The organism is Ruegeria sp. BI7, from assembly GCF_056537925.1.
Genome location: NZ_JBQFSK010000008.1, coordinates 125,943 through 151,015, shown reverse-complemented (window position 1 = coordinate 151,015; position 25,073 = coordinate 125,943). Strand labels below are relative to the sequence as shown.

Sequence of the window (25,073 nt, the reverse complement as noted above, 5' to 3'; positions counted from 1 at the left end):
TTCCCATGGTGGCGCTGCGCCAATCTCTGCAATCAGAAAGTCCATGAACACCATCAGAGAATTGGTTAATCAGACCAACTGACCCGCGCGGCGCGGCTGCGCCAAGGACATCCACCTTTAACACCTAACGGTGTAGGCAAGACCACGTTCATGGACATCATCACAGGTGACAGGTACTGTGCCGCAAGCTTCATTGATATAACCGGGCGCCACTAAGGTCGAAATGTTTGGGGAACATTGCCCTCAGGAACCGAAAGACAATTCGCATTGCTTCGTCGCGATCAAAGGAATCCGGGTGAAGCAGGTAGTCAGTCCACATGCCTTCCAACATGGCGAGCGTGCCGTGAGTGGCGTCGCGCGCAACTTGATTTGGGTGTTCGATTTCAGTCTCTTTCGCTATGCGGGCGAACGCGTTGAAGATCAGTTTCCGAAGCTTTGCATCGCGGGTATCTGAAAACGCAGCGATTGCCGCTCTGTTCCTGGCCTCACCTCGAAACGCGTACCAAATTGCGACGTTTTTCTTATTGAGAATGGCTTCGCTCAAGTCACCCCGAACAATCATCTCAATATGTTCTTGGCCTGTCTGTCCGGTCGTTTCCAGCATGGCATAAATGCCATTGTAATATTGCTCGGACGAATAGCGCGCAGCTTCGTCGACAAGGTTGTCCTTACCCCCGAAATGAAGGTGAATCATGCCGCGGGATAAACCGGCGCGTTGAATGATTTCGCTGACCGACGTCTCGGAAATCCCCTTTTCTGCGACCGAGTCGAGTACCGCCTCGATCAGTGATAGGCGGTTTCGTTCTCGAATTTCTTGTCGTTTTCCAGTCATCTGATCAGGTGGTTTTGTTTGTTTTCAGTCTCTTGCGGGTCCTTCTAATGGCCTTTGGGAAATTGGCCAGCCCCGGTTGTGAAAATATCAGTTGACACAGCTAGCCCTAAAATTCCAGATTTAAATGGACGATTGTCCATTTTGTGATCGATATTGTCACGCCACCGAAAGCAAAGTTCAGCAGGGAAGCATGGCTGGAGTCATACGAAGTGAAACGGGCAAGGGCCTGGCACTGAGCGCGCCTGCGACGCTCTATGTCGGTCTGCTTGTGGCCGTGCCCCTGTGCATTCTTGTCGCCTACAGCTTTTGGACCCAGACCTATGTCGAGATTGACCGCACGCTGACATGGGCGAATTACCAAGAGGCGTTCACCGATCCGCTGGTCCGGCATCTTATGATCCGATCGGTTGCGATAGCGGGGGCGGTGACGCTGGCAACAGTCGGTCTGGCCTATCCGATTGCCTACTTCATCGCATTTCGGACGCAGAAAAAGACCCTCTGGCTATTGCTGATCACCATTCCTTTTTGGAGCAGCTACCTGCTGCGGGTGTTCAGCTGGAAGCTGATCCTTGGCTTTAATGGGGTGATGAATTCGGCCCTTATTTCGCTGGGGCTGATTCAGGAACCACTGACCTTCCTGCTCTACAATGAATTCGCCGTTGTCCTTACACTTGCACATGCATGGGCGCCGTTTGCGATCTTGCCGATTTATGTGTCGCTGCAAAAGATCGACCGCAGCTTGTTAGAGGCCGCAACCGATCTCGGATGCAGCAAGCTGGAACGGTTTGTGCGCGTGACTTTGCCCCTAACGGTACCGGGGATCATCGCCGCCTGCTTGATCATCTTCATCCCCACGGTGGGCGACTACGTCACGCCGGCCCTGGTCGGTGGCTCGCAGGGGAAAATGGTGGCTAATTTGATCCAGGTGCAGTTTGGCGCGGCCAATAACTGGCCCTTGGGTGCAACCCTGTCTCTGCTTGCCATGCTTTCGGTCGGCTGCGTCGCAATCCTGTTCGTGGTGGTTGTCACCGCTCTGGGGCGGAGGATCAGATGACCAAGGCCATTCGTATCCCATGGTTGCTTGTTTACGCGATCGCCTATCTGGTGTTTCTCTACCTGCCGGTTCTGCTTTTGCCGCTGTTTTCGTTCAATGACGGAACCATCGTGGCCTTCCCTTTAAAGGGTTTTACACTGAAATGGTACGCGCAGTTGGGTCAGCAGGACACGCTGCTTCAAGCGATGGTGAACTCGCTGATCGTTGGCAGCGTGACTGCCTTGATGGCGACGTCTCTGGGCCTTTTCGCTGCGCGCGCCTATGTCCGGTACCGGTTCAAAGGGCGGGAATTCTCCGAAGGTCTGGTCATGCTCCCGCTGGTCGTTCCCGGCATTATCGTTGCCAGTTCCATGCTGGTGCTGTTCATCAGCGTCGGCCTGAAGCCATCGCTGACGACAGTGATCCTTGGCCATGTATTCGTGGCTTTGCCCTTTGCCGTGTCGATCATGAAATCCGCCTTTGACGATTTCGACCAGTCGTTGGAAGAGGCCGCGTTTGATCTGGGTGAAAGCGTTGTGGGGACCTTTCGGCGTGTCACTCTGCCAATCGTTGCGCCAGGCATCATCGCCAGCCTTTTGGTCACGTTCACCGTGTCATTCGACGAGTTTGTTCTGGCCTTCTTCCTGTCTGGCAACAGCCCGACATTGCCGGTCTATATCTGGAGCCAGATCCGCTTTCCGGCAAAGCTACCCAACACGCTGGCGCTGGGGTCGCTGCTTTTGCTGTCCTCGGTTCTGCTGCTGTTGATTGCCGAATATTTCCGCCGCCGTTCCATCCAATCCACAGATTGAAGCCAAAGGAAACCAACCTGATGAGCGAACAGAACATCATCGAAATACAGGGCGTCGAAAAACGCTTTGGTACCTTTGTGGCCGTGTCCGACCTGAACCTGACCTTGAAAGAGGGGGAGTTCTTTTCGCTTCTTGGGCCTTCGGGCTGTGGAAAGACAACGGCCTTGCGCATCATCGCGGGGTTTCAGGATCACGAAGAGGGCGAGATCCGGATTGACGGACGGACGATGGGCGAGGTGCCCGCCAACAAGCGGCCCACCAACATGGTGTTCCAAAGTTATGCGATCTTTCCGCACCTGAATGTAGGTGACAATGTCGGGTTCGGCTTGCGCAAGACAAAGCTGTCGCGAAATGAAATCAAGGAACGCGTTGCCGAGGCGCTTGAGATGGTGGAACTCGGCGGCTTGCAGGATCGCAAGGCTAATGAGTTGTCGGGTGGACAACGACAACGTGTAGCGCTTGCCCGCGCGCTGGTCATGCGGCCCAAGGTGTTGCTGTTGGATGAACCATTATCCGCGCTGGACAAAAACCTGCGCGAAGCGATGCAATTGGAAATGCGCCGCCTGCAGCAAAAGCTTGGAATTACCTTCGTCATGGTCACGCACGACCAGTACGAGGCGATGACCATGTCCGACCGGATCGGCGTCATGTTCGCTGGGCAGCTCAAGCAGGTCGACAAGCCCGAGGTTCTGTATTCCCAACCGTGCAATCGGGAAGTGGCCTCTTTCATCGGCGGGATGAACTTTCTGAATGCCGAAGTGACTGCTGAGAACGCCGACACGCTGGACGTGAATGTTCAAGGGTTTGGCTCGATGACTATCGGGGTGAACCCCAACGTTCAGGTGCATGACATGGATCTATTGGTCGGCGTTCGCCCCGAGCAATTGGAGATCAGCGCGGAAAAACCGGATGGGTACGACGCGCATGTTCAGGGCAAGGTGTCGGACGTCGCCTTCTATGGCGAAAGCGTCCACTATTATGTGCGCGTCGACGGGTTGCCGGAAAGCATCGCCGTTGCAGTGCCAAACTACTTTCACACAGTAGATCACAACCGCGACGATACCGTCTGGCTTGGGGTTCAAAGCGCCTCGGTGATCGACTTGGGCAAACGTGAGTCTTTGGGAGGAGAGAAATGAATAAAGCAGCATCACTAACGGCAGCAGTGGTTGCCACCTTCACGGCAAGCCAAGCATTGGCTGACGCGGCTGATCTGACCGTTTTCGACTGGTCCGGATATGAGGATCAGGGATTCTTTGGTGACTACGTCGAAAAATACGGCGGGCCGCCCAGCTACACTTATTTCGGCAGCGTGGAAGAGGCTTTCACCAAGCTTCAATCCGGGTTTGAGGCCGATCTGGCCCATCCGTGTACGGACGCCCTGAGAAAATGGGTCGCAGCGGATATGATCAAGCCGATTGACACCAGCAAGCTGGAAAACTGGGACAAACTGATGCCCAAGATCAAAGAGGTCGATGGTATCACGATCGACGGGCAGACCTATATGGTACCCTTCGAATGGGGGAACACCGGCCTGATCTACCGCACCGACATGATTTCGGCTGATGATGTTTCGCTGCAATTGTTGTTAGACCCGGCCTATCAGGGCAAGGTTGCCGTTCCGGATGCAGCCTCCAGCGCGTTCGCCATGGCTGCACTGGCAACTGGTGCCTCAAGCTATTCCGATATGAGCGAAGAGGAGTTCCAGAAGGCGGCGGATTACCTGCGGGCAATTCATCCCAATGTACGTTTCTACTGGTCTGATGCAGGTCAACTGGATCAAGCCATTGCCAGTGGTGAGGTGACCCTGGGTTGGGGCTGGAACCAATCGGAGTTGAACCTGATTTGGAACGAAACCCCGGCAGTCATGATGCGTGATGTGGACAAAGGCATCGCCACCTGGGTCTGCGGTTACGTGCATCTGAAGTCTGCCAAACAGTCCGATGAACAGGTCTACGACATGCTCAACGCGCTCAGCTCGGCCGCCAGCGGTAAGTATATCATCGAAAGCTGGGGTTATGCCCATGCCAATGAAGACGCATTTGCGCAAGCTGATCCAGAGTTGATTGAGACCTACGGGTTCTCGGACGTGGACAGCTTCTTTGAAGGCAGCCTGTTCTTCGACGCGGTCAATCCTGAGATTGAAGCGAAGATGTTGAAGGAGTTCGAGCGCATCAAAGCGGGCTTTTAGAACCATCTAACTACACAATTGGGATTGGCGGTGCCTTAGAAAGCCCGCCGATCCCACAGAACCATTTCCAAATTTTCTGGAGGAAGCGCGACAATGTCAGGCGCTGACGGATATTCTGTTCTCTTTGAACCGGTTCAGATCGGGCCAGTATCGGCCCGAAACCGGTTCTATCAGGTGCCCCACTGCAATGGTATGGGACATCTGCGACCGCAGGCCGAAGCTGCCATGCGGGCAATGAAGGCCGAGGGTGGTTGGGCCGTAGTGTCCAATCAGGAGACGGAAATTCATCCCACTTCAGATTTGTCCCCATATGCAGAAAACCGACTATGGGACGAACGGGATATTCCTGCGCTGCGCCTGATGACCGATGCAGTTCATGCCAAGGGTTCGTTGGCGGCCATTGAATTGGCACATAACGGCCACCATGCGCAGAACCACCTGAGCCGCGCGCCTTTGCTAGGCCCGTCAGAACTTGCCTTGCAAACCGCTTATCCCAAACAGGCCCGGGCAATGGATAAGGCCGATATTCGAGAGTTTCGCAAATGGCATCGCGCCGCCGCGCGGCGTTCGCGCGAGGCGGGGTTCGACATTGTCTATATCTACGCCGGTCACCACATGACCTTGCCGCATCATTTTCTGCTGCCGCAGTTCAATGACAGGACAGATGAATATGGCGGCTCGTTAGAGAACCGGGTGAGGCTCACCCGAGAGCTTCTGGAAGAAACCAAAGAAGAGGTCGGGGATGACTGCGCAGTTGCTCTGCGGTTTGCAGTCGATGAAATGCTGGGCTCTGACGGCATGCAGGCACAGGAAGAAGGCCGTTCGGTTGTCGAATTGTTGGCCGAGCTGCCGGACCTTTGGGATGTAAACGTCGCGGATTGGAGCAACGACTCGGCGACGACCCGCTTTGAACCCCGCGATGGTTTCCAAACCTCGTATATTGAGTTCGTCAAACAAGTCACTTCCAAGCCTGTTGTGGGCGTCGGGCGCCTTACGTCTCCGGACTTGATGGTGTCACTTGTCAGGAAAGGTATCCTTGATTTCATCGGCGCAGCGCGACCATCCATTGCCGACCCGTTTCTTCCCAACAAAATAAAGGAAGGTCGGATCGAGGAAATTCGCGAGTGTATTGGCTGCAATATCTGTGTGTCCTCCGACGCGCTGGGCGTTCCTATCCGATGTACTCAAAACCCGACGATGGGGGAGGAGTGGCGCCGGAAATGGCATCCTGAAATCATAGAGAGCCGAGGAAAAGAAGAAGCCGCGCTTGTTGTCGGCAGCGGTCCCGCCGGGCTTGAATGCGCCATGCAATTGGCACGTCGGGGCTATGAAGTAACCCTGGCCGAAGCCAAGCAAGAGCTTGGGGGGCGCGTGTTGCAGGAATCCGGTCTGGCCGGGCTATCCGCATGGAAGCGCGTGACAGATCACAGGGTCTATGACTTGCAGCAACGCGGGAACGTGCAACTGTTCACCGACAGTCGCTTGTCAGCAAGCGAGGTTGTCGAGTTGGGCATTCCGAATGTCTTTCTGGCAACTGGCGCGTCATGGCGGCGAGACGGTCGCGGGAAGTCTGCGTTCCGGGGCGTATCGATAGAGTCAGGCTCTCAAGTATTCACTCCGGACGACATCATGTCAGGGGTAATGCCGGGGGATGGCCCGATTATGGTCTACGATGATGATCAGGCCTATCTCGGTGGCGTGTTGGCGGATCATCTGGCGCAGGCCGGGCGAGAGGTCGTCTTTGTAACCCCGGCCTCGATGGTTTCGCCTTTCACTGAATTGACCTTGGAACAGGTCAAAGTGCAACGCGGCTTGTTGGAAAAAGGTGTTCGGCTGGTGTTGTCCCAGACCCTGGTCGAAATCACGCCCGGATTGGCGAGAGTTCAATGCGCCTATACCGGACGCGAACAAAGCGTCGAGTGCGCATCAGTTGTTTTGGTCACGCAGCGCGCGCGCGAGACTGCCCTTTATGAGGAACTGCGAAATTTGCCCGACAAGCCACTGACAAGTCTGGAACTGATCGGTGATGCGGCAAACCCCGGTTTGATCGCTGACGCTGTTTATTCGGGCCACATGGCAGCCCGGAATTTTGAACGCGACGCGGGCGATATCGACCGTGAATTTTTCCGTCGGGAAATCGTTTCCCTTGAATCTGCATGAGGTGCGCTATGCCAAAAGATGACTTGCAAGTAATGCGCGACTTGATGGAAGCGCAGCGGGAAGGGTTCGCCTTGCCGCGCCATTTCTATACGTCTCAGGCAGTATACGAAAACGATATCAGCACGTTCTTGAATCGCAACTGGATCTGGGTCGGACATATCAGCCAGATTGCCGAGCCGGGCGACTATTTCCTGTTCGACTACGGGCCTGAATCCATCATCATCGTTCGGGATCGCGAGGGTGAGGTGCGCGCGCATCTAAATGTTTGCCGCCATCGGGGATCGCGCGTTTGCATTGAACAGAAAGGCAAGGCGCGAAACTTCATCTGTCCCTATCACGCGTGGACCTTTGACCTGAACGGTAAGCTCAGAAACGGGCGGTCAATGGGGGCGGATTTTGACCCGGGCCAGTACGGTTTGTTTCCGGTTCAGGTAAAGATATTTCAGGGTCTGATTTTTGTTTGCCCGTCCGAAGACGCGCCGCCGCTGGACGCCGCTTTGGATAGGCTGGCCCCGCTGTCAAAGCCGTTCGGTTTTGAGAATCTGAAGATTGCCCATGAGGCCTCATACCCGGTTCCGGCGAACTGGAAGCTTGCTCTGGAGAATTACTTGGAATGTTATCACTGCGCGCCATCTCATCAGGACTATTCGCGCAGTCATTCCTTGAAAGATCCGGCCCAGGTTCTCGAGTTCAGCGGGGCACTGCACGAGCGGATGAAAGAAGCCGGGGTTCCCCTCGAGGAGCTTGATCTGACTGGAGAAAACGCAGTCGCACCGGGCGCAGATGTCTATTGGCGGCGTTACCCACTGTTCCCCGGCTACTTGACCGGCAGCAAGGATGGCGCGCCCTTGGCGCCGCCATTGGGTGAGCTGAAATCCCAAGACGGCGGGGCCACCGATCTGGGGATCGGTACGCTAAACTATTTCCTCGTCTATGCCGATCACGTTGTCGGGTATCGGTTCGTGCCGCGTGCTCTGCAAGACACCGATATTCAGATCGTCTGGTACGTTCGCGGCGACGCCGAAGAGGGGCGCGACTATGACAAGGATACCCTGACATGGCTGTGGCATGTCACATCGCTCGATGACGAACGGATTATCCGGCACAATCAGGAAGGCGTGAACTCGCACCATTTCGTCCCCGGGCCATTGTCCGAGATGGAATGGAGCATTTCGGGCTTCTATCGCAACTACTTCAGCATGATCTGAGACGCGCAAAATTCGGAGAAAGAACATGACAGAGCTAACGCAGCGCAGATCAAGACGGCGCGGGGGCGGGCGTGAGGCACGCGCAGCCGTGCGAACCAGCAACGCAGCCTCGCAAGCAATCTGGCCGGGTATTTCGGGTGGGCGATACAAGCCCCTGTCAGACGCGGACATGTCGCGCATTCACGAGGCCGCGCTTAGCATTCTGGAACGCACAGGCGTGGGGGACCCAACGCAGGAAGTTCTCGATCTTGTGGTGCCAAAAGGGGCGACATTGAACGCGCACGGCAGGTTGTGCTTTCCTCGCGCCTTGATGGAAGATCTGTTGGCCAAAGCCGCCAGTGAATTCTTTGTCCATGCACGCGGATCGCGGGCCGGTAAGGACGACATGCACTGCACCAAGGACAAGGTGTATTACGCAAATTCCGGCACGGCGGTGACAACCTTTGATGCCGAGACTCGCAGTTACAGGCCATCAACGCTTAAGGATATTTACGACTTCACCCGCTTGGTCGACCGGCTCGATAATATTCACATGACCGGTGACACGGTTTTGGCGACGGATGTGCCACAGGATTATGAGCATGACATGAGCATGCTCTACGCCATTCTGGCAGGCAGCGAAAAACCTTCCTGCCTGACCTTCAGAACCCGCGAGCACATTCAGGATGCGATCCATCTGTTCGATCTGGCATCGGGTGGCGAGGGCAAGTTCCTTGAAAAGCCCTCGGTCATCTTTGGAGGCTGTCCCATCGTATCCCCGCTTAGGTTCGGGCGCGAAAATCTGGAAATCTTGATCGATACGGCGAAGATGGGGCTGGTGTGCGATCTTGCCGTTCCCCCACAGGCCGGGGCGACTTCGCCGGCGCCTTTGGCAGGAACCTTAGCGCAAGCGGTTGCTGAGACCTTGTCTTGCGTCGCTATTGCGAACCTCATCAATCCGGGCACTCCGGTCGTCTTTGCAGCTTGGCCTTTCATCACCGACTTGCGTACTGGGTCCTTTACTGGCGGCAGTGGCGAACAGGCGTTAATTTCAGCTGCGGCCATCCAGATGGGCAATTTCTATAACCTGCCGACCAGTGTTGGGTGTGGTATGACGGATTCCAAAATCCCGGATGCGCAATACGGTTTGGAAAAGGCACTGACCTTTGCATTGGCGGCGCATGCCGGTGCCAACAGGCTCTGCGAATTTGGCGGTATGCTTGGCAGTCTGATGGGCTGCAGCTTTGAGTCCATGGTCATCGACAACGAGGCTGCGGGCATGATCTCGCGAACGCTGCGCGGGATCGAGGTGAGCGACGACACGCTTTCGGTCGACGTTATCCATGAATGCGCTATTGATCCGGGTCATTTTCTTGGTAACGCGCAGACCCTGCAATATATGGAGACGGAATATGTCTACCCGACCCTGCTGGATCGGGAACTGACCGATACATGGGAAAAGGCAGGTCGACAGGACATGTTTGAGCGGAGTCGGTCGGTGGTGGACGACATCCTATCCAATCACTATCCGAACTACTTTGGCAGCAAGGCTGATGCAGAGGTGCGGGCCAAGTTTCCGATTAAATTACCGCCTGAGTCGATGCAGGCGGGTTGAGGACAGCGGAAGGCGATGCGGCATTGCAACTTGTAAAATAGTGATGCCGCATCAAGACGGCTTCTAAGCCTTAAACGCACCCTGCTGTGTCAGGTCTTCAGTCGCCAACCGAATACCTTTCTCAAGGATATCGAACATCTGGTTCAACTCGCCCTCCGTGATGATCAGCGGTGGGGAAAACACGCACATGTTGATGATCGGTCGCAGGATCAGCCCGTTTTCCTGGCAATGCTGGTCAATCAATGCGCCAACAGACTTATCAAGGTCCAAAAGATTATCAGCATTAGCATCGGCAACGCATTCGACGCAGCCAACCAGCCCCATACCTCGGGCGTCACCCACAAGCGGCAAGGCCGCCAGAGCCTGAAGGCGTTCTTCGAACAGCGGCGTAAGCGCGCGGACATGTTCCAGAATACCGTCGCGCTCCATGATTTCGATGGTTTTCAAACCAGCTGCCGCGCTTACCGGGTGGCCTGAATAGGTGAACCCGTTTGAAAACGTAGCCTCCTGCGCGTTCCCACCACTGACATCTGCGATCAGTCGATCAGAGATAATGCAGGCCCCCATGGGGACATAGCCAGACGTCATACCTTTGGCGCAGGTGATGATATCTGGTTGAATGCCAAAGACGTCTTCGGATGCAAACCAATGCCCAAGCCGCCCAAATCCAGTCACAACCTCATCTGAAATATACAGGACATCGTATTTTCGGCAGATGTCCAAGCAGCGCTGATGATACCCCTGCGGAGGCACGATGACCCCACCAGAACATAGGATCGGTTCAGCGATGAAAGCCGCGACCTTGTCAGGGCCGGTTGCCAGGATCATGTTCTCTAGATCAGCGATTTTTTCGTCTAGAAAATCTTCAACCGTTTGATCGGCGCGGCGCGTGTACGGGTTCACATTCGGCAGGAAGCGCGTCAGGTGAGAGGCCTGGTCCAACCACCCTTTGTCGCGCTCTTTTCCAGATACTGAGGCCGCCAAATAAGTCGAACCGTGATAGGCCTTTTGCCGCGATATCACGATCTTTTTTTCAGGTTTGCCAAGCAGGTTATTGCGGAACTGCACAAGCCGCAGGGCGCTATCAACGGCTGTTGAGCCGCCGGTTGTAAAGAACACATGGTTCAGGTCACCCGGCGTTCTTTTGGCGATCTCATGTGCCAGCCGGGCTGGGGCCGAGTTGGCGTTGTTGAAGGGCGAAAAATACGCCATCTCTTTCGCTTGCTGGGCCATCGCATCGGCAATTTCAGCGTTCCCATAGCCCAATTGAACGCACCACATCCCCGCAGGTCCGTCAATCAAGCGTTTTCCGTCCTCTGTCACGATGTGAACGCCTTGGCCACTTTCGGCAAAGGTTCGTTCATTTTGGCCAAGGAATGACATCCCTTCCCACGGATGCAGGAAGTGTTCGTTGTCCCAGTCACGTACGGACTGAAAGTCGGAGTTGAACAGGGTCATGGGGCACCTTGATGTAACATATATCACAAAATGAACAAATATTCATTCAATGTCAATCCTTGAACTTTCGCTTCACTAGATGCGAGAAAGCAAAGGTGAGTAACCCAGCGAAGGAAAAACAAGATCACACTCGAGGCCGATACTCCGACCAATGCCCGCGATCTGAGTAAGTTGCAGAACCGACAGCAGCTGATTCAGGCGGCTGCGGATGCCATCCATAAATACGGTATTCGCGGCACGACCTCGGCCAGAATCCAGGAGCTGTCAGGACTGTCGAGGGGGATGGTGAACCTGCATTTTGGCTCCAAAGAGAAACTGCTGCTTGCCGTGGCCGAGGAATTGTCGGCGCGCTATGCAGGGCAGTGGAAAGCAATCGCGGACCGTCCGGAATTAGGCCCTGCGGACAAGTTAATCTCAATCCTCAAGGCGGATTTCGACCCTTTGGTCCTGAACGCACGGGACGTCGCGATCTGGTTTTCATTTCGGGCCGAAGCGCTCTCGAATCCCGACATATTTCCTTTCATCGACTCACGGGACAAAAGATTCCGGACAGTGATCCTTGAGCTGTTGCAGCAAATCATAAGCGAAGGTGGGTACAAAGACGTAGACGCCAAACTTGCTGCAGACGCATTGATTGCTTTGCTGGAAGGGCTCTGGACCGACTTCCATTTACACTCAGAGATTTTCAAACCCGAAGAGGCTTTGAAAATCTGCTTGTTTTTCTTGCAGTCGATGTTTCCAAGTCATTTTGATTTTAAATCGATATCGTAAATTGCGAGGCGGCACATTTTCGAGCCACCTCAGAATTGGATTTATTGCAAAGATTGGCGCTTTCACAGGCCTTTCAGAACCCATCCAGCGCATGTTCGTGCTGCATTGCGATAAGCCAAGGTTAGTTCAATCGACCGTAAAATGTCATGCGGGCACTCTCTGACAGTTCAACATCAGGTTCCGAGTTATAGGCCAACACGGCGAGCATTCTTGTCTTGTCACTTTCATTCGGAGAGACCCGGTGAATGGAGTTTCTACCGCGAAACAGAACCAGCGTGCCTTGATCCATGTTCAGAACTTGTGGCTTTAGTTCCTTGTCCAGAACGGCCCTGACACTTTCATAGTTCATGTCGCCTGCGCTCGCGTCCCGCAGGTCCTTTACATATTCGAAACGGCTACCGGCGTCGGGTTTCTGGATCAGCAAAGTGATTGCGAACGAGGAATTGTCGAAATGCCAACCGAGTTCTTGCCCTCGGGTTGCGTAGTGAATGTTAATTGATGACAGCGGATCGACATAAGGGTGCAGTTCAGTCTCGCCCGTGACCTGCTTGATGAAGCTGTGGAATGATGGGTCGTTATACAGGGTGCGCAGGGGCGATGCCGGTGACACCACGTCGTCGCAGATACATCCTTTGGACGACTCCACTTGCCGATTTGCCGGGTGTGATGCGTCAAACTCTGGATTTGGCGGCGTTAGGTAGACCGAGTGGCTTTGAGTGCAGAAATATGCCTGGTCTTGTCCCGTCAAAGCCTCGGCTTGCATCATTGCCAGTGCCTCGGGGCGGATGAATTCCTCAAGGACCAAGACACCGTTTTCATTCAGTGACGATCTTGCCTTCGTACCGAAATCTTCATTTCCCAGAGGGTAACGCCCAAAGTCGACGATGTCTGCAATATTCATGCCACTGACCCATTTAGCAAAAGCTTAGAACGGGTGGATTAAACCTTTTCTGACAGCGCGAGAAAAGCTGCTTTTTCAGTGCGGCTTGTTTGCCTCCCAAGAACGAACCCAGGCGAATTCGGGTCGGGGGAACGTTTCAGCTTACTTGGAACGTCTCGGTACAGAATTGCCGCCCTTTGCCGCGGCAGCGCGTGCGCGGTTTTTCTTGCTGTTTGGCTTTCCCTTGGGCGGCGGCGGGCCCTTTGGGCTGCGGTTTGGTTTTTTGCCTTTACTGCTTAGGCTATCGCCATCGCGCTTGGGCTTAGTGTCGACTTTGGTTTTCTCAGGCGGCTTTGATGCCGTCTTTTTTCGCGCCTTCGCAGGCTGTGGATCGACAAGGCGAGGCGGTCTGCGCTCAGACTTTTGCGGGTCTCTCTTGCCTTTCACACCTCGTTTTGGGCCTGTCTTTGTCGGTTTCGAAAAGTCGGGGGCCGTGTCCAGCCGCACGATGTCTTTTGTGCCCTCGACCTTCATCTCAGGTCCGATCGCGTCCAAAAATCCGGAAACGCTGCTCTCGCGAATTTCGATAAAGGTCACATCGTCAGCGATGCGGATCGCGCCGATATCGGATTTGGTGAGGTTCCCGGCCTTGCACACCATGGGAAGAACATAGCGCGGAGACGCGTTATCGTTGCGTCCTTCCGACAGCGAAAACCACACACTCGGGCCAAAAGGTGCCTCTGACTTTGTCCCTGTGGTTTTGACGTCGCTTAACTCTTCCGGAGCAGAATGCTGACGTTTGTATTGACGGACATAGGCCGCGGCGAGTTGTTCCGGCGAGAATCTGGCCACCAGTTCGTCGACCGATGTGCGCTCGCTCTCGACGAGATCCACCTGCCAGTCGTCCGAGCCGAACATCCGCTGTAGATCCTGTGCGTTGACTGCGTCTGCGGAAGGTGCCGGACCCCAATCAGCAGTCAGTTTGGCGAATTTCAACAGCCGTTGAGCCTTTTTGAACGAAGCCGGTGCGACGATCAGGGCGCTGACCCCTTTGCGCCCCGCGCGCCCGGTTCGACCTGAACGGTGCAGAAGAGTTTCGTGACTGTTGGGCAGTTCGGCATGGATCACCAGATCCAGATTCGGCAGGTCAATCCCGCGCGCGGCCACGTCGGTCGCCACACAGACGCGGGCACGCCCGTCGCGCATGGCCTGCAGGGCATTTGAGCGTTCGCTTTGGGTCAGTTCACCGGACAAAGCCACAACCGAGAACCCACGGTTCGACAAGCGGGCAGTCAGGCGTGCAACCATCGCACGTGTGTTGCAAAAGACGATGGCGTTCGGGGCCTCGTAATAACGCAGCACGTTGATGATCGCGTTTTCACCATCGCGCGGGGCCACATTCATTGCACGGTATTCGATATCGGCGTGTTGCGTCCGTTCACTGACGGTGCTTACACGCTCGGCATCCCGTTGATACCGGGTGGCAAGGGTGGCAATGGCGCGCGGAACCGTGGCGGAAAACAACAGTGTTTGGCGGTCTGTGGGCGTTTCATCCAGAATGAACTCCAGATCCTCGCGGAACCCAAGGTCAAGCATTTCGTCGGCTTCATCCAAAACCACAGCGCGCACGGCCGTCAGATCAATCGACCCGCGCATGATATGATCGCGCAAACGCCCCGGGGTCGCGACCACGATATGCGCCCCACGTGACAGAGCCCGGCGTTCGTCGCGCATATCCATTCCGCCAACGCACGAGGCAATGAACACCCCCGCGTCGGCGTAAAGCCATCCCAATTCGCGTTTGACCTGCATTGCCAGCTCTCGCGTTGGCGCAATCACCAGTGCCAAAGGCGCGTCTGAGGTGCCGAAAACCTGCGCATCGCCCAAAATGGTCGGCGCGATGGCCAGGCCGAACCCAATGGTTTTTCCCGATCCTGTCTGTGCCGAAACCAGCAGGTCTTTTCCTTGCAATTCAGGTGCGGATACGGCCTCTTGGACCGGGGTCAGGGTGTCATATCCTTTGCGCTTCAGCGCATCTGCGATTGTCTGTTTCATAGCTCGGCTTTCTTGGGTGATGCGGTCACCCTCAGAGCGTCCAACACACGGATCATCGTCGAAGCACGCTCCTTACCGAGAGACGAACCGGATGTATAGAGTGGAAGATGAATGGTCGCCGAACTGGCGGATTTTTCGACCACGGCCGTGCGGTGTGTTCCAAAAAAATCTGTGATCCAGCGGATTTTCCAGTTCAACGCCAAGGTGGTGGACTGTACTGTCCAACGTCATTTGCCCGGTAGGACAGGCAGCCGCACGGTCCTGCCTTACAAGCGCGTTAAGGGTTCGCCTATTTTATCTGTTTTCAGGGCAAAACCCCTGTTTGCGCTAAAATGGGCGAAAAAATTAACTGTGATTTCAACACTGTCCGGCGCGCTACGGGAAACCCCCTATATCGAAATTCAGGCCGATTCGTTAACTGTATTTTATCGAACGGGTCATATCGGACGATACCACTTTTCCCCTGTGAGGGGCTGGCTACTTACCCCCTCGGCCGGCCCCTCAGTCACTGGCCGCGACCCGTTTCGATCCCCCTCTAGAAATAGGCTCTCAGGCGCTTTGCTCCAGAGATAGCAGTACTTGTGCAACCAGATTGGGCAATTCAGAGGATCGGTCGTAGCTTGCTGTGTGTGGAATGTCGGCAACCGGTGATTTTCGATAACCTTCGGTGAACAACAAAAACGGCACTTGTGCGCGTTGAGCGGTTTCGGCATCCACCTCGCTATCTCCGACAAACAACTGCGGACCGGCTGCGGTAACGGCGGCAAAGCTGGCCTCAAGATGGGCCGGGTCGGGTTTGCGGGTGTTCAGGCTGTCACCTCCAAGGACGGCATCGAAATGGGGCGCAAGCCCCATCGCCTCAAGCACATGGCGGGCAGGGGCTTCGGGTTTGTTGGTACAAACCCCCAGAACGCAGCCCATGTCACGCAAATGCTCCAGCGCCTGCAGCACACCGGGATAGACCACGGTTTTATCGCTGGAGGCGGCGTTGTAATGGGTAAGCGTCAACCGGGTCAGATCACCGTGCTGGACCATCGGCAGGTCGCAATGCTCAATCACACGCTCCACCAGTTTGGGTAGCCCGTTGCCAACAAATTGTTTGATCTGGTCCTGTGATAAGGGCGCTACGCCGGCGTCACGCAACATATTGTTCGCGGCCGCGGCAAGATCAGGAAGACTGTCCACGAGCGTTCCATCCAGGTCAAACATGATAGTCGCGGCCATTGGCTGCCCCCTTGGTTTGATATTCTGAGAAAGTGGTACCCTGCCTGAATTTTTGGTGCAATCGTGCGAGGTTGGAGAATTAACCAGAACGGGCCTTGACATACCTGACTATTTTAATCAGATTACTTTTCAAGTCCACAGCCAACCCCTGTCAGGGTCAGCCAGATCAAGTGAAACGCGAACAGATTAAGGCATTTCGCCCCAGCCCCCTCTGGAGTTGTCCTGATGAATATGCAGACCCCGAATCCCAGCCAATCCTATGCTGTATCCATGCTGCCATCGCATAAGGCCGAAGAACTGACCAATGGCGGTAACCTGGCCCATATCGAATTGGGCGACCAGCTGTATACGCTGCGCATCACCCGCGCAGGCAAATTGATCCTGACGAAATGAGTGCGACTTCCTCTCGGGGTGGGGCGGCTGTTGGTCGCTTAACTGACCTTGGCCCCATCGAAGCCGGAGCCGTGATGTATTTGCGGCTTTGGGGCGACGGCGCGCAGGGCCGCGCAGACGCCGCCAGTGATTTTGAAATTGCTTTAGGCGCAGATTGCGGGCGCGCTGCGATGATTTCGCTGGACCGTCTGTGTTCGCTGTGTGCGCATCACGGGCGCCGCCCGTTGATCCGTCACGGATTGGGGTGTTCTTGTCTTGGCGCTGACGAAAATTGCTTTGCGCAGATGATCGCGGCGGCCTCTGAAGGTTCCCGTGAAGACGCGATGATGATGGCGTCCCTGATTGTGCGACCGGATTTTGCCCCCGCTCTGGCCTCATTATCAGAAGAACTTGGACTAGCGCTGCGTCGTATGACCGCGTCGATTCCGCTGCCCACAACCGGGCACCAACCCACCGCAGCCCTGCTGCATTAGGCAGCAGCGTGGCGCAGAACCCCGGCCCTCCCTAGGCCGGGGTTTATTTCTCAGCAGCACCCGCACCCAGCATGGTGATGCCCGTGATCGCAGGCTGCGGCAGGGGTGAAATCACCCACTCCGGTCAAAACGTCCCGCAAAGCCCAGAGGATCATGTCGACGTCCTCGGCCTCGATCGTCAGCGGTGGGCGGATTTTCAGGATGTTGTCCTTGGGCCCTTCGCTGCCGATCAGAATACGATGATCGCGCATCCGGTTTTTGACGTATTTGCAGATTTCGGTGCCCTCGGACCCATCCGGGTTGATCAGCTCAACCCCAAGAAACAGGCCCATTCCTCGCACATCGCCAACGCATCCGAAATCGGACTCAATCTGACGCAGACCATCCATCAGGCGCGCGCCCATATCGCGGGCGTTGTCCTGCAGGCCTTCGTCATCGACGATGTCCAGCACCTCTTTGCCGATCCGGCATGACAGGGTCGAGCCGCCAAAGGTTGAAAAGAACTCGATCCCGTTGTCAAAGCTCTGGGCGATTTCTTTGGTCGTAACCAGTACGCCTAGCGGATGGCCGTTACCGATAGGTTTGCCCATGACGATGATGTCCGGCAGCGCGCCTTGATGTTCAAAGCCGAAATAGTACTCACCCAGTCGCCCAAGCCCGGTTTGTACTTCATCGGCAATGCACACACCGCCCGCAGCGCGGATTTTCTCATATACCGCTGGCAGGTAACCTTTGGGCGGAATGATTTGACCGCCGACCGAGGGGAAGGTCTCGGCAATGAAACCTGCGACCCCGTGCCCCTTGTCTTGCAGAGCAGCGATTGCAGGGTCTACAAAATTCGCGAATTTTGTAGCGCGGTCCGGGTCGTCACGTTTGTATGACCCGCGATAGTCGTCGGCAACCTCAACCAGCTCGACCCAGTCGGCCTGACCGACACCGCCGGGTTTGTTGAACTTATAGGCCGAGATCGCAACAGCCGCGTTGGTGTTGCCATGATAGCCGTGATCCGGGGTGACAATGCCCTTGGCGCCGGTATGGGTGCGGGCCAGTCGCAAGGCCAACTCGTTCGCCTCGGTGCCTGAATTGACAAAAAAGCAGACCTCGAAATGATCCGGCAGTTTCGAGAGAATCTTGTCGGCAAAGGTCGTTTGGGCAGGGTGCAGATAGCGCGTATTTGAATTCATTCGCTTCAGCTGATCCGCCGCCACCGCCTGAATTCGCGGATGCGCATGGCCCACATGGGGGACGTTGTTATAGGCGTCCAGATAGGGCCGTCCCCATTCGTCAAACAGATGATGTTTCCACCCGCGCACCAGCATGACTGGATCGTCATAGGTCAGGCTAAGGTTGCTGCCGAAGTGGTCGTGCCGCCCCTGCAGGATCACCTGTTTATCTGTGGGCCGATAGAATACCTTGTCGTCTGGCAGGTTCAGCAATGCCGCGGGATTGGGGCAGACGGCGTGCCACAGCTCTATCTCATCCGGATCGCCGACACCGGGCCAGTCGGTCTGCATTCCATCCGTGGTCAGGGCCAGCTGGAAATGCACATGCGGGGCCCAGCCACCGTTCTGGCTGGCGTCCCCTAGCCGAGCAAAGGCCGCACCCTGCGCCACCGGATCGCCCGGCTTCAGACGGTCACAAACTTCGGGGTCCAGATGACCATAAAGAGTATAGAAGGGATCGCCCTCGGGCGTTTCGTGGTGCAGGATCACGACGCCGCCATAGTCCAAATGGGCGTCGCGGTTCTCGACCGCTTCGACCCGGCCGCTCATCGGCGCGTGCAGCACGGTGCCTGCCGGGGCAAACACATCCACCGCCAAATGCACGGTGCGCCGGTCCGAAGCCTTCCAGGGCCCCTTGCGGAACCCGGGCTCGGCATAGATCAGGCGGGGTTCGTTGTAATAGCCCAACCACAGGCCTTGGCCAAATTCCTCACCCACACGCGCGGCCTCTTCCAGTGGCATGTGGAACGGGTTCTGCGGCCAGGTCGAGTTCTCAACCGACAGCGAGCCCATGGGCGCATCGCTCAGATCCTGATTGAACATCAGGGCGAACTGGCCGCGATGTTCGGACAGATAGGCGTGGATGCGTTCGGCCCCGTCAGTAACGGGCAAACCGCAGGCCGTTCGTAGCCGCGCCGCCATCAGGTCACCGTTCACGCCCGCATTCTCAAGGAACCGCCATGCGGGGGCCTGACTGATCGTCACATAAGGATCATCCGGGTTCTCGATCGCCATAAGGGTCGAGTTTACAACGGACACCGCCAGCCGCATCCGCAGCAAGGGCCAGATCAAATCAATCTCATCGGGGCGCAGCCGATTAGCCGCGTGATAGCCCTGCACAAGAGCGGCAAGCGCGCGTTCCGGTTTAGGGCGATCCAGAACGATATAGGCCCCCGCAATCGCCAGATCACAGACACGCGGCGCAGCACACATATCGCCCAGATCAATCAGGCCCGAGATACTCTGCCGCTGACCCAGTTCGCCCTCAACCAGAATGTTGTAGTCGTTGACGTCATTATGGATCGCCTGTTTCGGCAGTTCCGCCAACGGACCCGAGATCGCCGCGAACTGGTCACAAATCTCGGACAGCAAAACCCGACGAGCAGGATCAGTGATCGCATCCAGCCGATCGGCGATCCAACCGGCTTGCGTAAGGTCCCATTTGAATTCTGCACGATGCAGCCCGTCATGGGTAAACCGCTCCAACGCTTTGTCGGTGGCACCCAGAACACGCCCCAATTTCAAGATCAACGCCTCGGATTTAGGCGCGGCCTTGGCGTAACATTGCCCCGGCAGGCATTCCAGCAACCAGACCAGCCGCATCTGCCCTTGCTGATCGGCAATTTGCGGCAGCTGCGCCCCGGTAAGGGCGGGATAGACCTGAGGGAATGGCAGCCCCGGCGCCTCACCCGCGATATGGGCCAATGCCTTGACCTGCAGATCAACGAACTCTGCTTCGCATCCGGGGCGCATGACTTTCAGTACATAATCCTGACCATTGGTAGCCCGCACCATAAAGTTCAGATCATATTCGCCATCCAGCCGCGTCAGCTTGGCGTCCAGCCCCCAATGGGTGAGCAGGGCATCCGCCCAGAATACGGTCAAGTCGCTCATACGCTTCCCTGTCCAATTTTCACGAGGTTCCCCTTCATCTGGCCGAAAATATCCTCGGGGGTGAATTGGCCGAACGGTCCAAAAGGGGGCAGACAGCCCCCCAATGCCGTCATTCCAACGCGCGCAACCGCTTGAACAGCGAAGATGTATCCCACCGTCCGCCGCCCAGCTTTTGCACATCTTTGTAGAATTGATCGACCAACGCCGTAACCGGCAGGGACGCCCCGGTTTCGTTTGCCGTCTCAAGGCAAATCCCCAGATCCTTGCGCATCCAGTCAACCGCAAAACCGTGTTCGAAATGATCATCCAGCATGGTTTCATAGCGGTTCGCCATCTGCCAGCTGCCCGCAGCGCCCTGACTGATCACCTCAACAACAGATCGACCGTCCAATCCGGCTTTTTCAGCGAAATGTAGCGCTTCGCTGAGACCCTGAACCAGACCGGCAATGGCGATCTGGTTGCTCATCTTGGTCATCTGCCCTGCGCCGCTGTCGCCGATCCGACGGCAGATCTTGGAATAGACCTGCATGATCGGTTCAGCCGCATCATAGGCGGCCTGATCACCACCGCACATGATCGACAAGACGCCATTCTCGGCTCCCGCCTGACCGCCCGAGATCGGGGCGTCCACAAATGCGATACCCTTGCTTTGGCCCGCCGCATAAAGCTCACGGGTCACCTTGGCGGAAACGGTGGTGTGATCAACGAAAGTTGTGCCGTCGGCCATTCCGTCAAAGGCACCATTTTCACCCGTGCAAACCATCCGCAGGTCATCATCGTTGCCGACGCAGGCCATGACGAACTCCGCGCCCTGAGCGGCCTCTTTCGGGGTGGTTGCCATCGCGCCACCATGTTGGGCAACCCAGGCTTCGGCCTTTGCGGCAGTGCGATTGTATACGGTTACTTCATGGCCCGCCGCCTGCAGGTGACCGGCCATTGGATAGCCCATGACGCCCAAACCCAGAAACGCAACTTTTGCCATATTGTGATCCTCTCTGTTGTCCGGGCCATTTCATTTGGCGGGCCGGATTGCCAGGCAGAGACAAAGCAAAGCCGCGCGCAAAGAGCAACCCCGTGTCAGGGTTTGCCACCCAAATCCTGCAGGATCGGACAATCAGGTCGGTCATCTCCGGCACAGGCGTCGATCAGGTGGCCCAGCGTATCGCGCATCGCGTTGAGGTCGGCGATCTTGGTTTCGATCTGCGCCAGATGCGCGCGGGCAACCTTTTTGACATCGGCACTGGCGCGGGTTTCATCCTCATAAAGGGCCATCAGAGTGCGGCAATCCTCGATCGTGAACCCCAGCGCGCGGGCGCGGCCTAGAAAGTTCAACTTATGCACGTCCTGTTCGCGGAACCGGCGATAGCCGTTGTCGTCCCGCATAGGTTTGATCAGGCCGATATCCTCGTAATACCGGATCGTCTTGGCGGGCAGGCCGGTCTGGGTTGCAACGTCTCCGATATTCATGGCGTCACCGTTTGGGATGTATGATCTTGGGATGTTTCGGGTAGCGCAGCCCGGACACGGCGCAGGCGCAGCGCGTTGGCGACCACAAAGACGCTGGACAACGCCATTGCCCCGGCAGCGAGGGCAGGGGACAATAGATGCCCGCTGAACGGGAACAGCACCCCAGCGGCCACCGGGATCAGCAGGATGTTGTAACCAAAGGCCCAGCCCAGGTTCTGGCGAATGTTGCGCATGGTGCGGCGGCTGATCTGGACCGCATTGGCCACACCGCGCAGATCACCCGACATCAACACCACATCCGCCGTTTCAATCGCCACGTCAGTGCCGGTTCCGATGGCCACGCCGATATCCGCCGCCGCCAACGCTGGGGCGTCGTTAATACCGTCGCCGACAAACGCCAATGTGCCGAATTGTTCACGCAGCGCGGTGATCGCGGCCAGTTTACCGTCCGGCAAAACCTCGGCCGTGACATGGTCGATGCCCAGCCTGTCGGCCAGCGCTTGTGCAGTACGGGCATTGTCGCCGGTCACCATCGCCAGTTTCAGGCCCATCGCGTGTAGTCTTTCCAACGCGTCCTGCGTGCCAGGCTTCACCGGGTCCGAGACCGCCAATAGCGCTGCCGCCTGACCGTCAATGGCGACAAAAAGGGGCGTGGCACCTTTGCTGGCGCGCAGACCGGCCTCGACAGTCAGGGTGGTTAAATCCACCCCGTTCTGCGCCATCAGCCGCGGCGACCCGATCAAAAGATCGTGTTCTTCCACCGTCGCCTGAACGCCCAGCCCGGTTAGGGATTCAAACGCGGATATTGCGGGCAGATCGTCCGGGCCCGCGCGGGTGATTGCGGTGGCAATGGGGTGTTCTGACTGTGCCTCTACCGCTGCGGCCAGCCGCAGAACGGTGTCGCGATCAAAGCCGTTCGTGGTGGTGACGCTTTCCAGTTCGGGCCGCCCCAGCGTCAGGGTCCCGGTCTTGTCCAGCGCGATGACCCGCGCCTGTTGCAATTGCTGCAGCGCATCGCCTTTGCGGAACAAAACCCCCAGTTCAGCTGCGCGCCCGGTGCCGACCATGATCGAGGTCGGCGTCGCCAGACCCATCGCGCAGGGGCAGGCAATGATCAGGACCGAGACCCCGGTAACCAGTGCCATCGGCAGCGCAGGCGCAGGGCCAAAGATCAGCCAGACGACAATCGTCAGCAGCGCGACGGCGATGATCACCGGCACGAACCATGCGGTGATACGGTCGACCAGCCCCTGAATCGGCAGCTTGGCCCCTTGCGCCTGTTCGACCATCCGAATGACCTGCGCCAGAACCGTATCAGCCCCGACCCGCGTGGCGCGCAGGCGCAGCGCGCCGGTGCCGTTGACCGTTCCGCCAACAACCTGATCGGTTGGGGATTTGCCCACAGGAACGGGCTCGCCCGTGATCATGCTTTCATCCACGTAGGAGGTGCCCTCAAGCACCTCTGCGTCCACAGGAACCCGCTCACCTGGGCGGATTTGCAGGATGTCCCCAACAGTAATGTCGGCGATCGGACGGTCGATGAAGCGACCGTCCATTTCGACCCGCGCGGTTTTGGGTTGCAAGCCTACCAGTTTGCGGATTGCGGCCCCGGTGCGGCCCTTAGCGCGGGCTTCCATCACGCGACCCAGCAAGATCAAAACGACGATGACTGAGGCGGCCTCGAAATACACGTTTGCGCTGCCCTGCGGTAGGATCTGCGGCGCAAAGGTGGCCGTGGCCGAGAACAAGTACGCCGCGCCCGTGCCCAAAGCCACAAGCGCATTCATATCCGGAGATCCGAGCAGCAGCGAGGGGATGCCCTTTGCGTAGAAAACCCGCCCGGGCCCCAGCAAAATCACTGAGGTCAGCGCGAATTGGATCAGATGGCTGGTTTGCGTGCCGATGCTTGCCTGCACCCAGTGATGGAAAGCCGGGATCATATGCCCGCCCATCTCTAATACGAACACGGGCAGGGCCAGGATAGCGGCAAACAGGGTGGCGCGGGTCAGCGCATGGGCCTCTTCGGTTTTGCGCCCATCGGTCTGGGGGTCGGCGGCGTCCGCCACGCGCGCCGGATACCCGGCCTCTTCGCAGCGTTTCGCCAGCACCTGTGGATCGGTTGCGCCGTCGACATAGGTGATTTGCGCGCTTTCCGTGGCCAGATTGACCTGAGCGTCGACCACTGCCGGATCAGCTTTCAGCGCGCGCTCGATTTTAGAGACGCACGAGGCGCAGCTCATACCGGCGATCTTCAGGGTCGTTTGCCGGGTCGCAGCGGGATATCCGGCATGCGACAGTGCGTTGATCAAACCGCTGACCTGACCGTCATAGGTTACTTGCGCTGTTTCCGTCGCAAAATTGACCGATGCTTCAGACACACCCGGCACATCCAACAAGGCGTTTTCCACCCGACCGACGCAAGAGGCACATCCCATGCCAGAGATTTTCAACTGAGTTGTCTGTGGCGCAGCCATCCGACTCATCCTATCGTCACTTTTACCCTCCAGATGAGGGTTCCAGTCACGGGAAGGTCAAGGGGTCATGTCAGATATCCGTAGAATTCCGCAGCGCAGATCAATTGTTCGATAGCTGATCAAGCAAAAGAGAATCGTGCGAAAAGGGAAGGGGGGAGCGCACGGATTCAGGCGAGGCAAAAAACGCCAACGCAAGGCCCATAGCCAGCAACAGTGCCCCAATCAGGCCGAGATGAACAACATTCAAGGCAAAGCGTAGCATGGTTGTGGACCCTATTATCTGATTTAGTTTGCGAATTTTGGGTGCAACGGGGTCAGGACCGTTGCGCTAGTTGCTGTCTTAGTTTTTCGTTCTCGGCCTGTAACTGAGCCAGTTGCTGGCCCAGCGCGTTAAGATGCGGGCGCAACTCGGTTTCGGTAAAGCGGGGTGTGATGTTGCTGGGGCAGTTCCAGTCCAGCGCCTCGACCCGAATTCGGACGGCGCGTTCGGCGGGGGCTTTTGCACCTTCGGGATATAGGTCGGCGGCGGCGGCCGCGCCCTCAGAAAACTCCACCCGACCCAAAATCTTGAGGCGCCTCTGGTTGGCATAATCCATCAGGATCAGGGCGATCCGGTCGTTTCCATCCAGGTTCCCGCGCGAAATATACTGTTTATTCCCCGTGAAATCGGCGTATCCGATGGTCTGTGGGTCCAGAACCTTTAGAAACCCAATCGGTCCGCCGCGATATTGAACGTAAGGCCAGCCGGTCTCGGAAACGGTGGACTGATAGAATCCATCGCGCGCTTCGATAAAGGCCTTTTCAACCGGTCCGATCTGATGGCCTTGCTGCGGACCGCCGTCAACAAACTTGGCGTAAGTCTTGGCTGAGCCCATCCTTTCCTGATGCGCACGGACGGCTGTTGTAAATGTCAGTTCGGAAAAGGCACGCGGCAT

21 protein-coding genes are annotated in these 25,073 nt (G+C 56.8%); 11 read left to right on the top strand and 10 right to left on the bottom strand.

The window, feature by feature from the left end; all coding sequences use genetic code 11:
- Positions 1 to 190: 190 nt before the first annotated feature.
- A complete protein-coding gene (locus tag ACR0JB_RS16985) occupies positions 191 to 832 on the bottom strand; it encodes a TetR family transcriptional regulator C-terminal domain-containing protein (RefSeq protein ID WP_480790095.1) in 642 nt (213 codons plus the stop codon).
- Between the two features lie 190 nt (positions 833 to 1,022).
- On the opposite strand from ACR0JB_RS16985, the gene ACR0JB_RS16980 reads away from it, so the two are divergent.
- From ACR0JB_RS16980 to ACR0JB_RS16950, 7 genes are all read left to right on the top strand, one after another.
- Positions 1,023 to 1,886 carry an ABC transporter permease gene (locus tag ACR0JB_RS16980; protein WP_170362042.1) on the top strand — a complete coding sequence of 288 codons (864 nt, stop codon included), beginning with the start codon at positions 1,023 to 1,025 and terminating at the stop codon, positions 1,884 to 1,886.
- Positions 1,883 to 2,677: an ABC transporter permease gene (locus ACR0JB_RS16975; protein ID WP_170398019.1), complete on the top strand. Its 795-nt coding sequence runs from the start codon at positions 1,883 to 1,885 to the stop codon at positions 2,675 to 2,677. The genes ACR0JB_RS16980 and ACR0JB_RS16975 overlap by 4 nt, the downstream gene beginning before the upstream one ends.
- A gap of 20 nt (positions 2,678 to 2,697) precedes the next feature.
- Positions 2,698 to 3,813, top strand: a complete 1,116-nt coding sequence (locus tag ACR0JB_RS16970) for an ABC transporter ATP-binding protein (RefSeq protein WP_170398017.1) — start codon at positions 2,698 to 2,700, stop codon at positions 3,811 to 3,813.
- Positions 3,810 to 4,865 carry an ABC transporter substrate-binding protein gene (locus tag ACR0JB_RS16965; protein WP_170398014.1) on the top strand — a complete coding sequence of 352 codons (1,056 nt, stop codon included), beginning with the start codon at positions 3,810 to 3,812 and terminating at the stop codon, positions 4,863 to 4,865. Before ACR0JB_RS16970 ends, ACR0JB_RS16965 begins: the two co-directional genes overlap by 4 nt.
- 93 nt (positions 4,866 to 4,958) lie before the next feature.
- Positions 4,959 to 7,025: an oxidoreductase gene (locus tag ACR0JB_RS16960; protein WP_170398012.1), complete on the top strand. Its 2,067-nt coding sequence runs from the start codon at positions 4,959 to 4,961 to the stop codon at positions 7,023 to 7,025.
- Positions 7,026 to 7,033: 8 nt separating this feature from the next.
- Entirely contained in the window at positions 7,034 to 8,233 is a 1,200-nt protein-coding gene (locus tag ACR0JB_RS16955) for an aromatic ring-hydroxylating oxygenase subunit alpha (RefSeq protein ID WP_170507153.1), read from the top strand.
- Positions 8,234 to 8,258: 25 nt separating this feature from the next.
- A complete protein-coding gene (locus ACR0JB_RS16950; protein WP_170398005.1) occupies positions 8,259 to 9,827 on the top strand; it encodes a trimethylamine methyltransferase family protein in 1,569 nt (522 codons plus the stop codon).
- A 63-nt stretch (positions 9,828 to 9,890) separates the two neighbouring features.
- Here ACR0JB_RS16950 and ACR0JB_RS16945 read toward each other — a convergent pair whose 3' ends face one another.
- A complete protein-coding gene (locus ACR0JB_RS16945) occupies positions 9,891 to 11,285 on the bottom strand; it encodes an aminotransferase (RefSeq protein ID WP_170398002.1) in 1,395 nt (464 codons plus the stop codon).
- Positions 11,286 to 11,456: 171 nt separating this feature from the next.
- On the opposite strand from ACR0JB_RS16945, the gene ACR0JB_RS16940 reads away from it, so the two are divergent.
- Entirely contained in the window at positions 11,457 to 12,056 is a 600-nt protein-coding gene (locus ACR0JB_RS16940; protein WP_170397999.1) for a TetR/AcrR family transcriptional regulator, read from the top strand.
- A 121-nt stretch (positions 12,057 to 12,177) separates the two neighbouring features.
- On the opposite strand, the gene ACR0JB_RS16935 is transcribed toward ACR0JB_RS16940, so the two are convergent.
- Positions 12,178 to 12,957, bottom strand: coding sequence for a HalD/BesD family halogenase (locus ACR0JB_RS16935; protein WP_170397996.1), 780 nt, complete (start codon positions 12,955 to 12,957; stop codon positions 12,178 to 12,180).
- Between the two features lie 141 nt (positions 12,958 to 13,098).
- Complete coding sequence (locus ACR0JB_RS16930) at positions 13,099 to 14,991, bottom strand: DEAD/DEAH box helicase (protein ID WP_480790094.1); 1,893 nt, start codon at positions 14,989 to 14,991, stop codon at positions 13,099 to 13,101.
- 111 nt (positions 14,992 to 15,102) lie between these two features.
- Between ACR0JB_RS16930 and ACR0JB_RS16925 the strand changes: the two genes are divergently transcribed.
- Positions 15,103 to 15,564 (top strand): hypothetical protein, encoded by a 462-nt coding sequence (locus ACR0JB_RS16925; protein WP_480790093.1) that lies wholly within the window; start codon positions 15,103 to 15,105, stop codon positions 15,562 to 15,564.
- Here the strand turns inward: ACR0JB_RS16925 and gph are convergent.
- Complete coding sequence (gene gph / locus ACR0JB_RS16920) at positions 15,541 to 16,215, bottom strand: phosphoglycolate phosphatase (protein ID WP_170413588.1); 675 nt, start codon at positions 16,213 to 16,215, stop codon at positions 15,541 to 15,543. The genes ACR0JB_RS16925 and gph overlap by 24 nt on opposite strands.
- A gap of 225 nt (positions 16,216 to 16,440) precedes the next feature.
- Between gph and hemP the strand changes: the two genes are divergently transcribed.
- Positions 16,441 to 16,608 (top strand): hemin uptake protein HemP, encoded by a 168-nt coding sequence (hemP, locus tag ACR0JB_RS16915; protein WP_170350842.1) that lies wholly within the window; start codon positions 16,441 to 16,443, stop codon positions 16,606 to 16,608.
- Positions 16,605 to 17,081 carry a hypothetical protein gene (locus ACR0JB_RS16910; protein ID WP_480790092.1) on the top strand — a complete coding sequence of 159 codons (477 nt, stop codon included), beginning with the start codon at positions 16,605 to 16,607 and terminating at the stop codon, positions 17,079 to 17,081. The genes hemP and ACR0JB_RS16910 overlap by 4 nt, the downstream gene beginning before the upstream one ends.
- 50 nt (positions 17,082 to 17,131) lie before the next feature.
- On the opposite strand, the gene ACR0JB_RS16905 is transcribed toward ACR0JB_RS16910, so the two are convergent.
- The 5 genes from ACR0JB_RS16905 to ACR0JB_RS16885 form a co-directional block, all read right to left on the bottom strand.
- Complete coding sequence (locus ACR0JB_RS16905) at positions 17,132 to 20,197, bottom strand: aminotransferase class III-fold pyridoxal phosphate-dependent enzyme (protein WP_480790091.1); 3,066 nt, start codon at positions 20,195 to 20,197, stop codon at positions 17,132 to 17,134.
- Positions 20,198 to 20,306: 109 nt separating this feature from the next.
- The gene (locus ACR0JB_RS16900) at positions 20,307 to 21,179 is read right to left on the bottom strand and encodes an NAD(P)-dependent oxidoreductase (protein WP_480790090.1); all 873 of its coding nucleotides are present in this window, start codon (positions 21,177 to 21,179) and stop codon (positions 20,307 to 20,309) included.
- 95 nt (positions 21,180 to 21,274) lie between these two features.
- Positions 21,275 to 21,664, bottom strand: a complete 390-nt coding sequence (gene cueR / locus ACR0JB_RS16895) for a Cu(I)-responsive transcriptional regulator (protein WP_170362056.1) — start codon at positions 21,662 to 21,664, stop codon at positions 21,275 to 21,277.
- Positions 21,661 to 24,138, bottom strand: coding sequence for a heavy metal translocating P-type ATPase (locus tag ACR0JB_RS16890; RefSeq protein ID WP_480790089.1), 2,478 nt, complete (start codon positions 24,136 to 24,138; stop codon positions 21,661 to 21,663). Before ACR0JB_RS16890 ends, cueR begins: the two co-directional genes overlap by 4 nt.
- 314 nt (positions 24,139 to 24,452) lie before the next feature.
- Positions 24,453 to 25,073 carry a pyridoxamine 5'-phosphate oxidase family protein gene (locus ACR0JB_RS16885; RefSeq protein ID WP_480790088.1) on the bottom strand — a complete coding sequence of 207 codons (621 nt, stop codon included), beginning with the start codon at positions 25,071 to 25,073 and terminating at the stop codon, positions 24,453 to 24,455.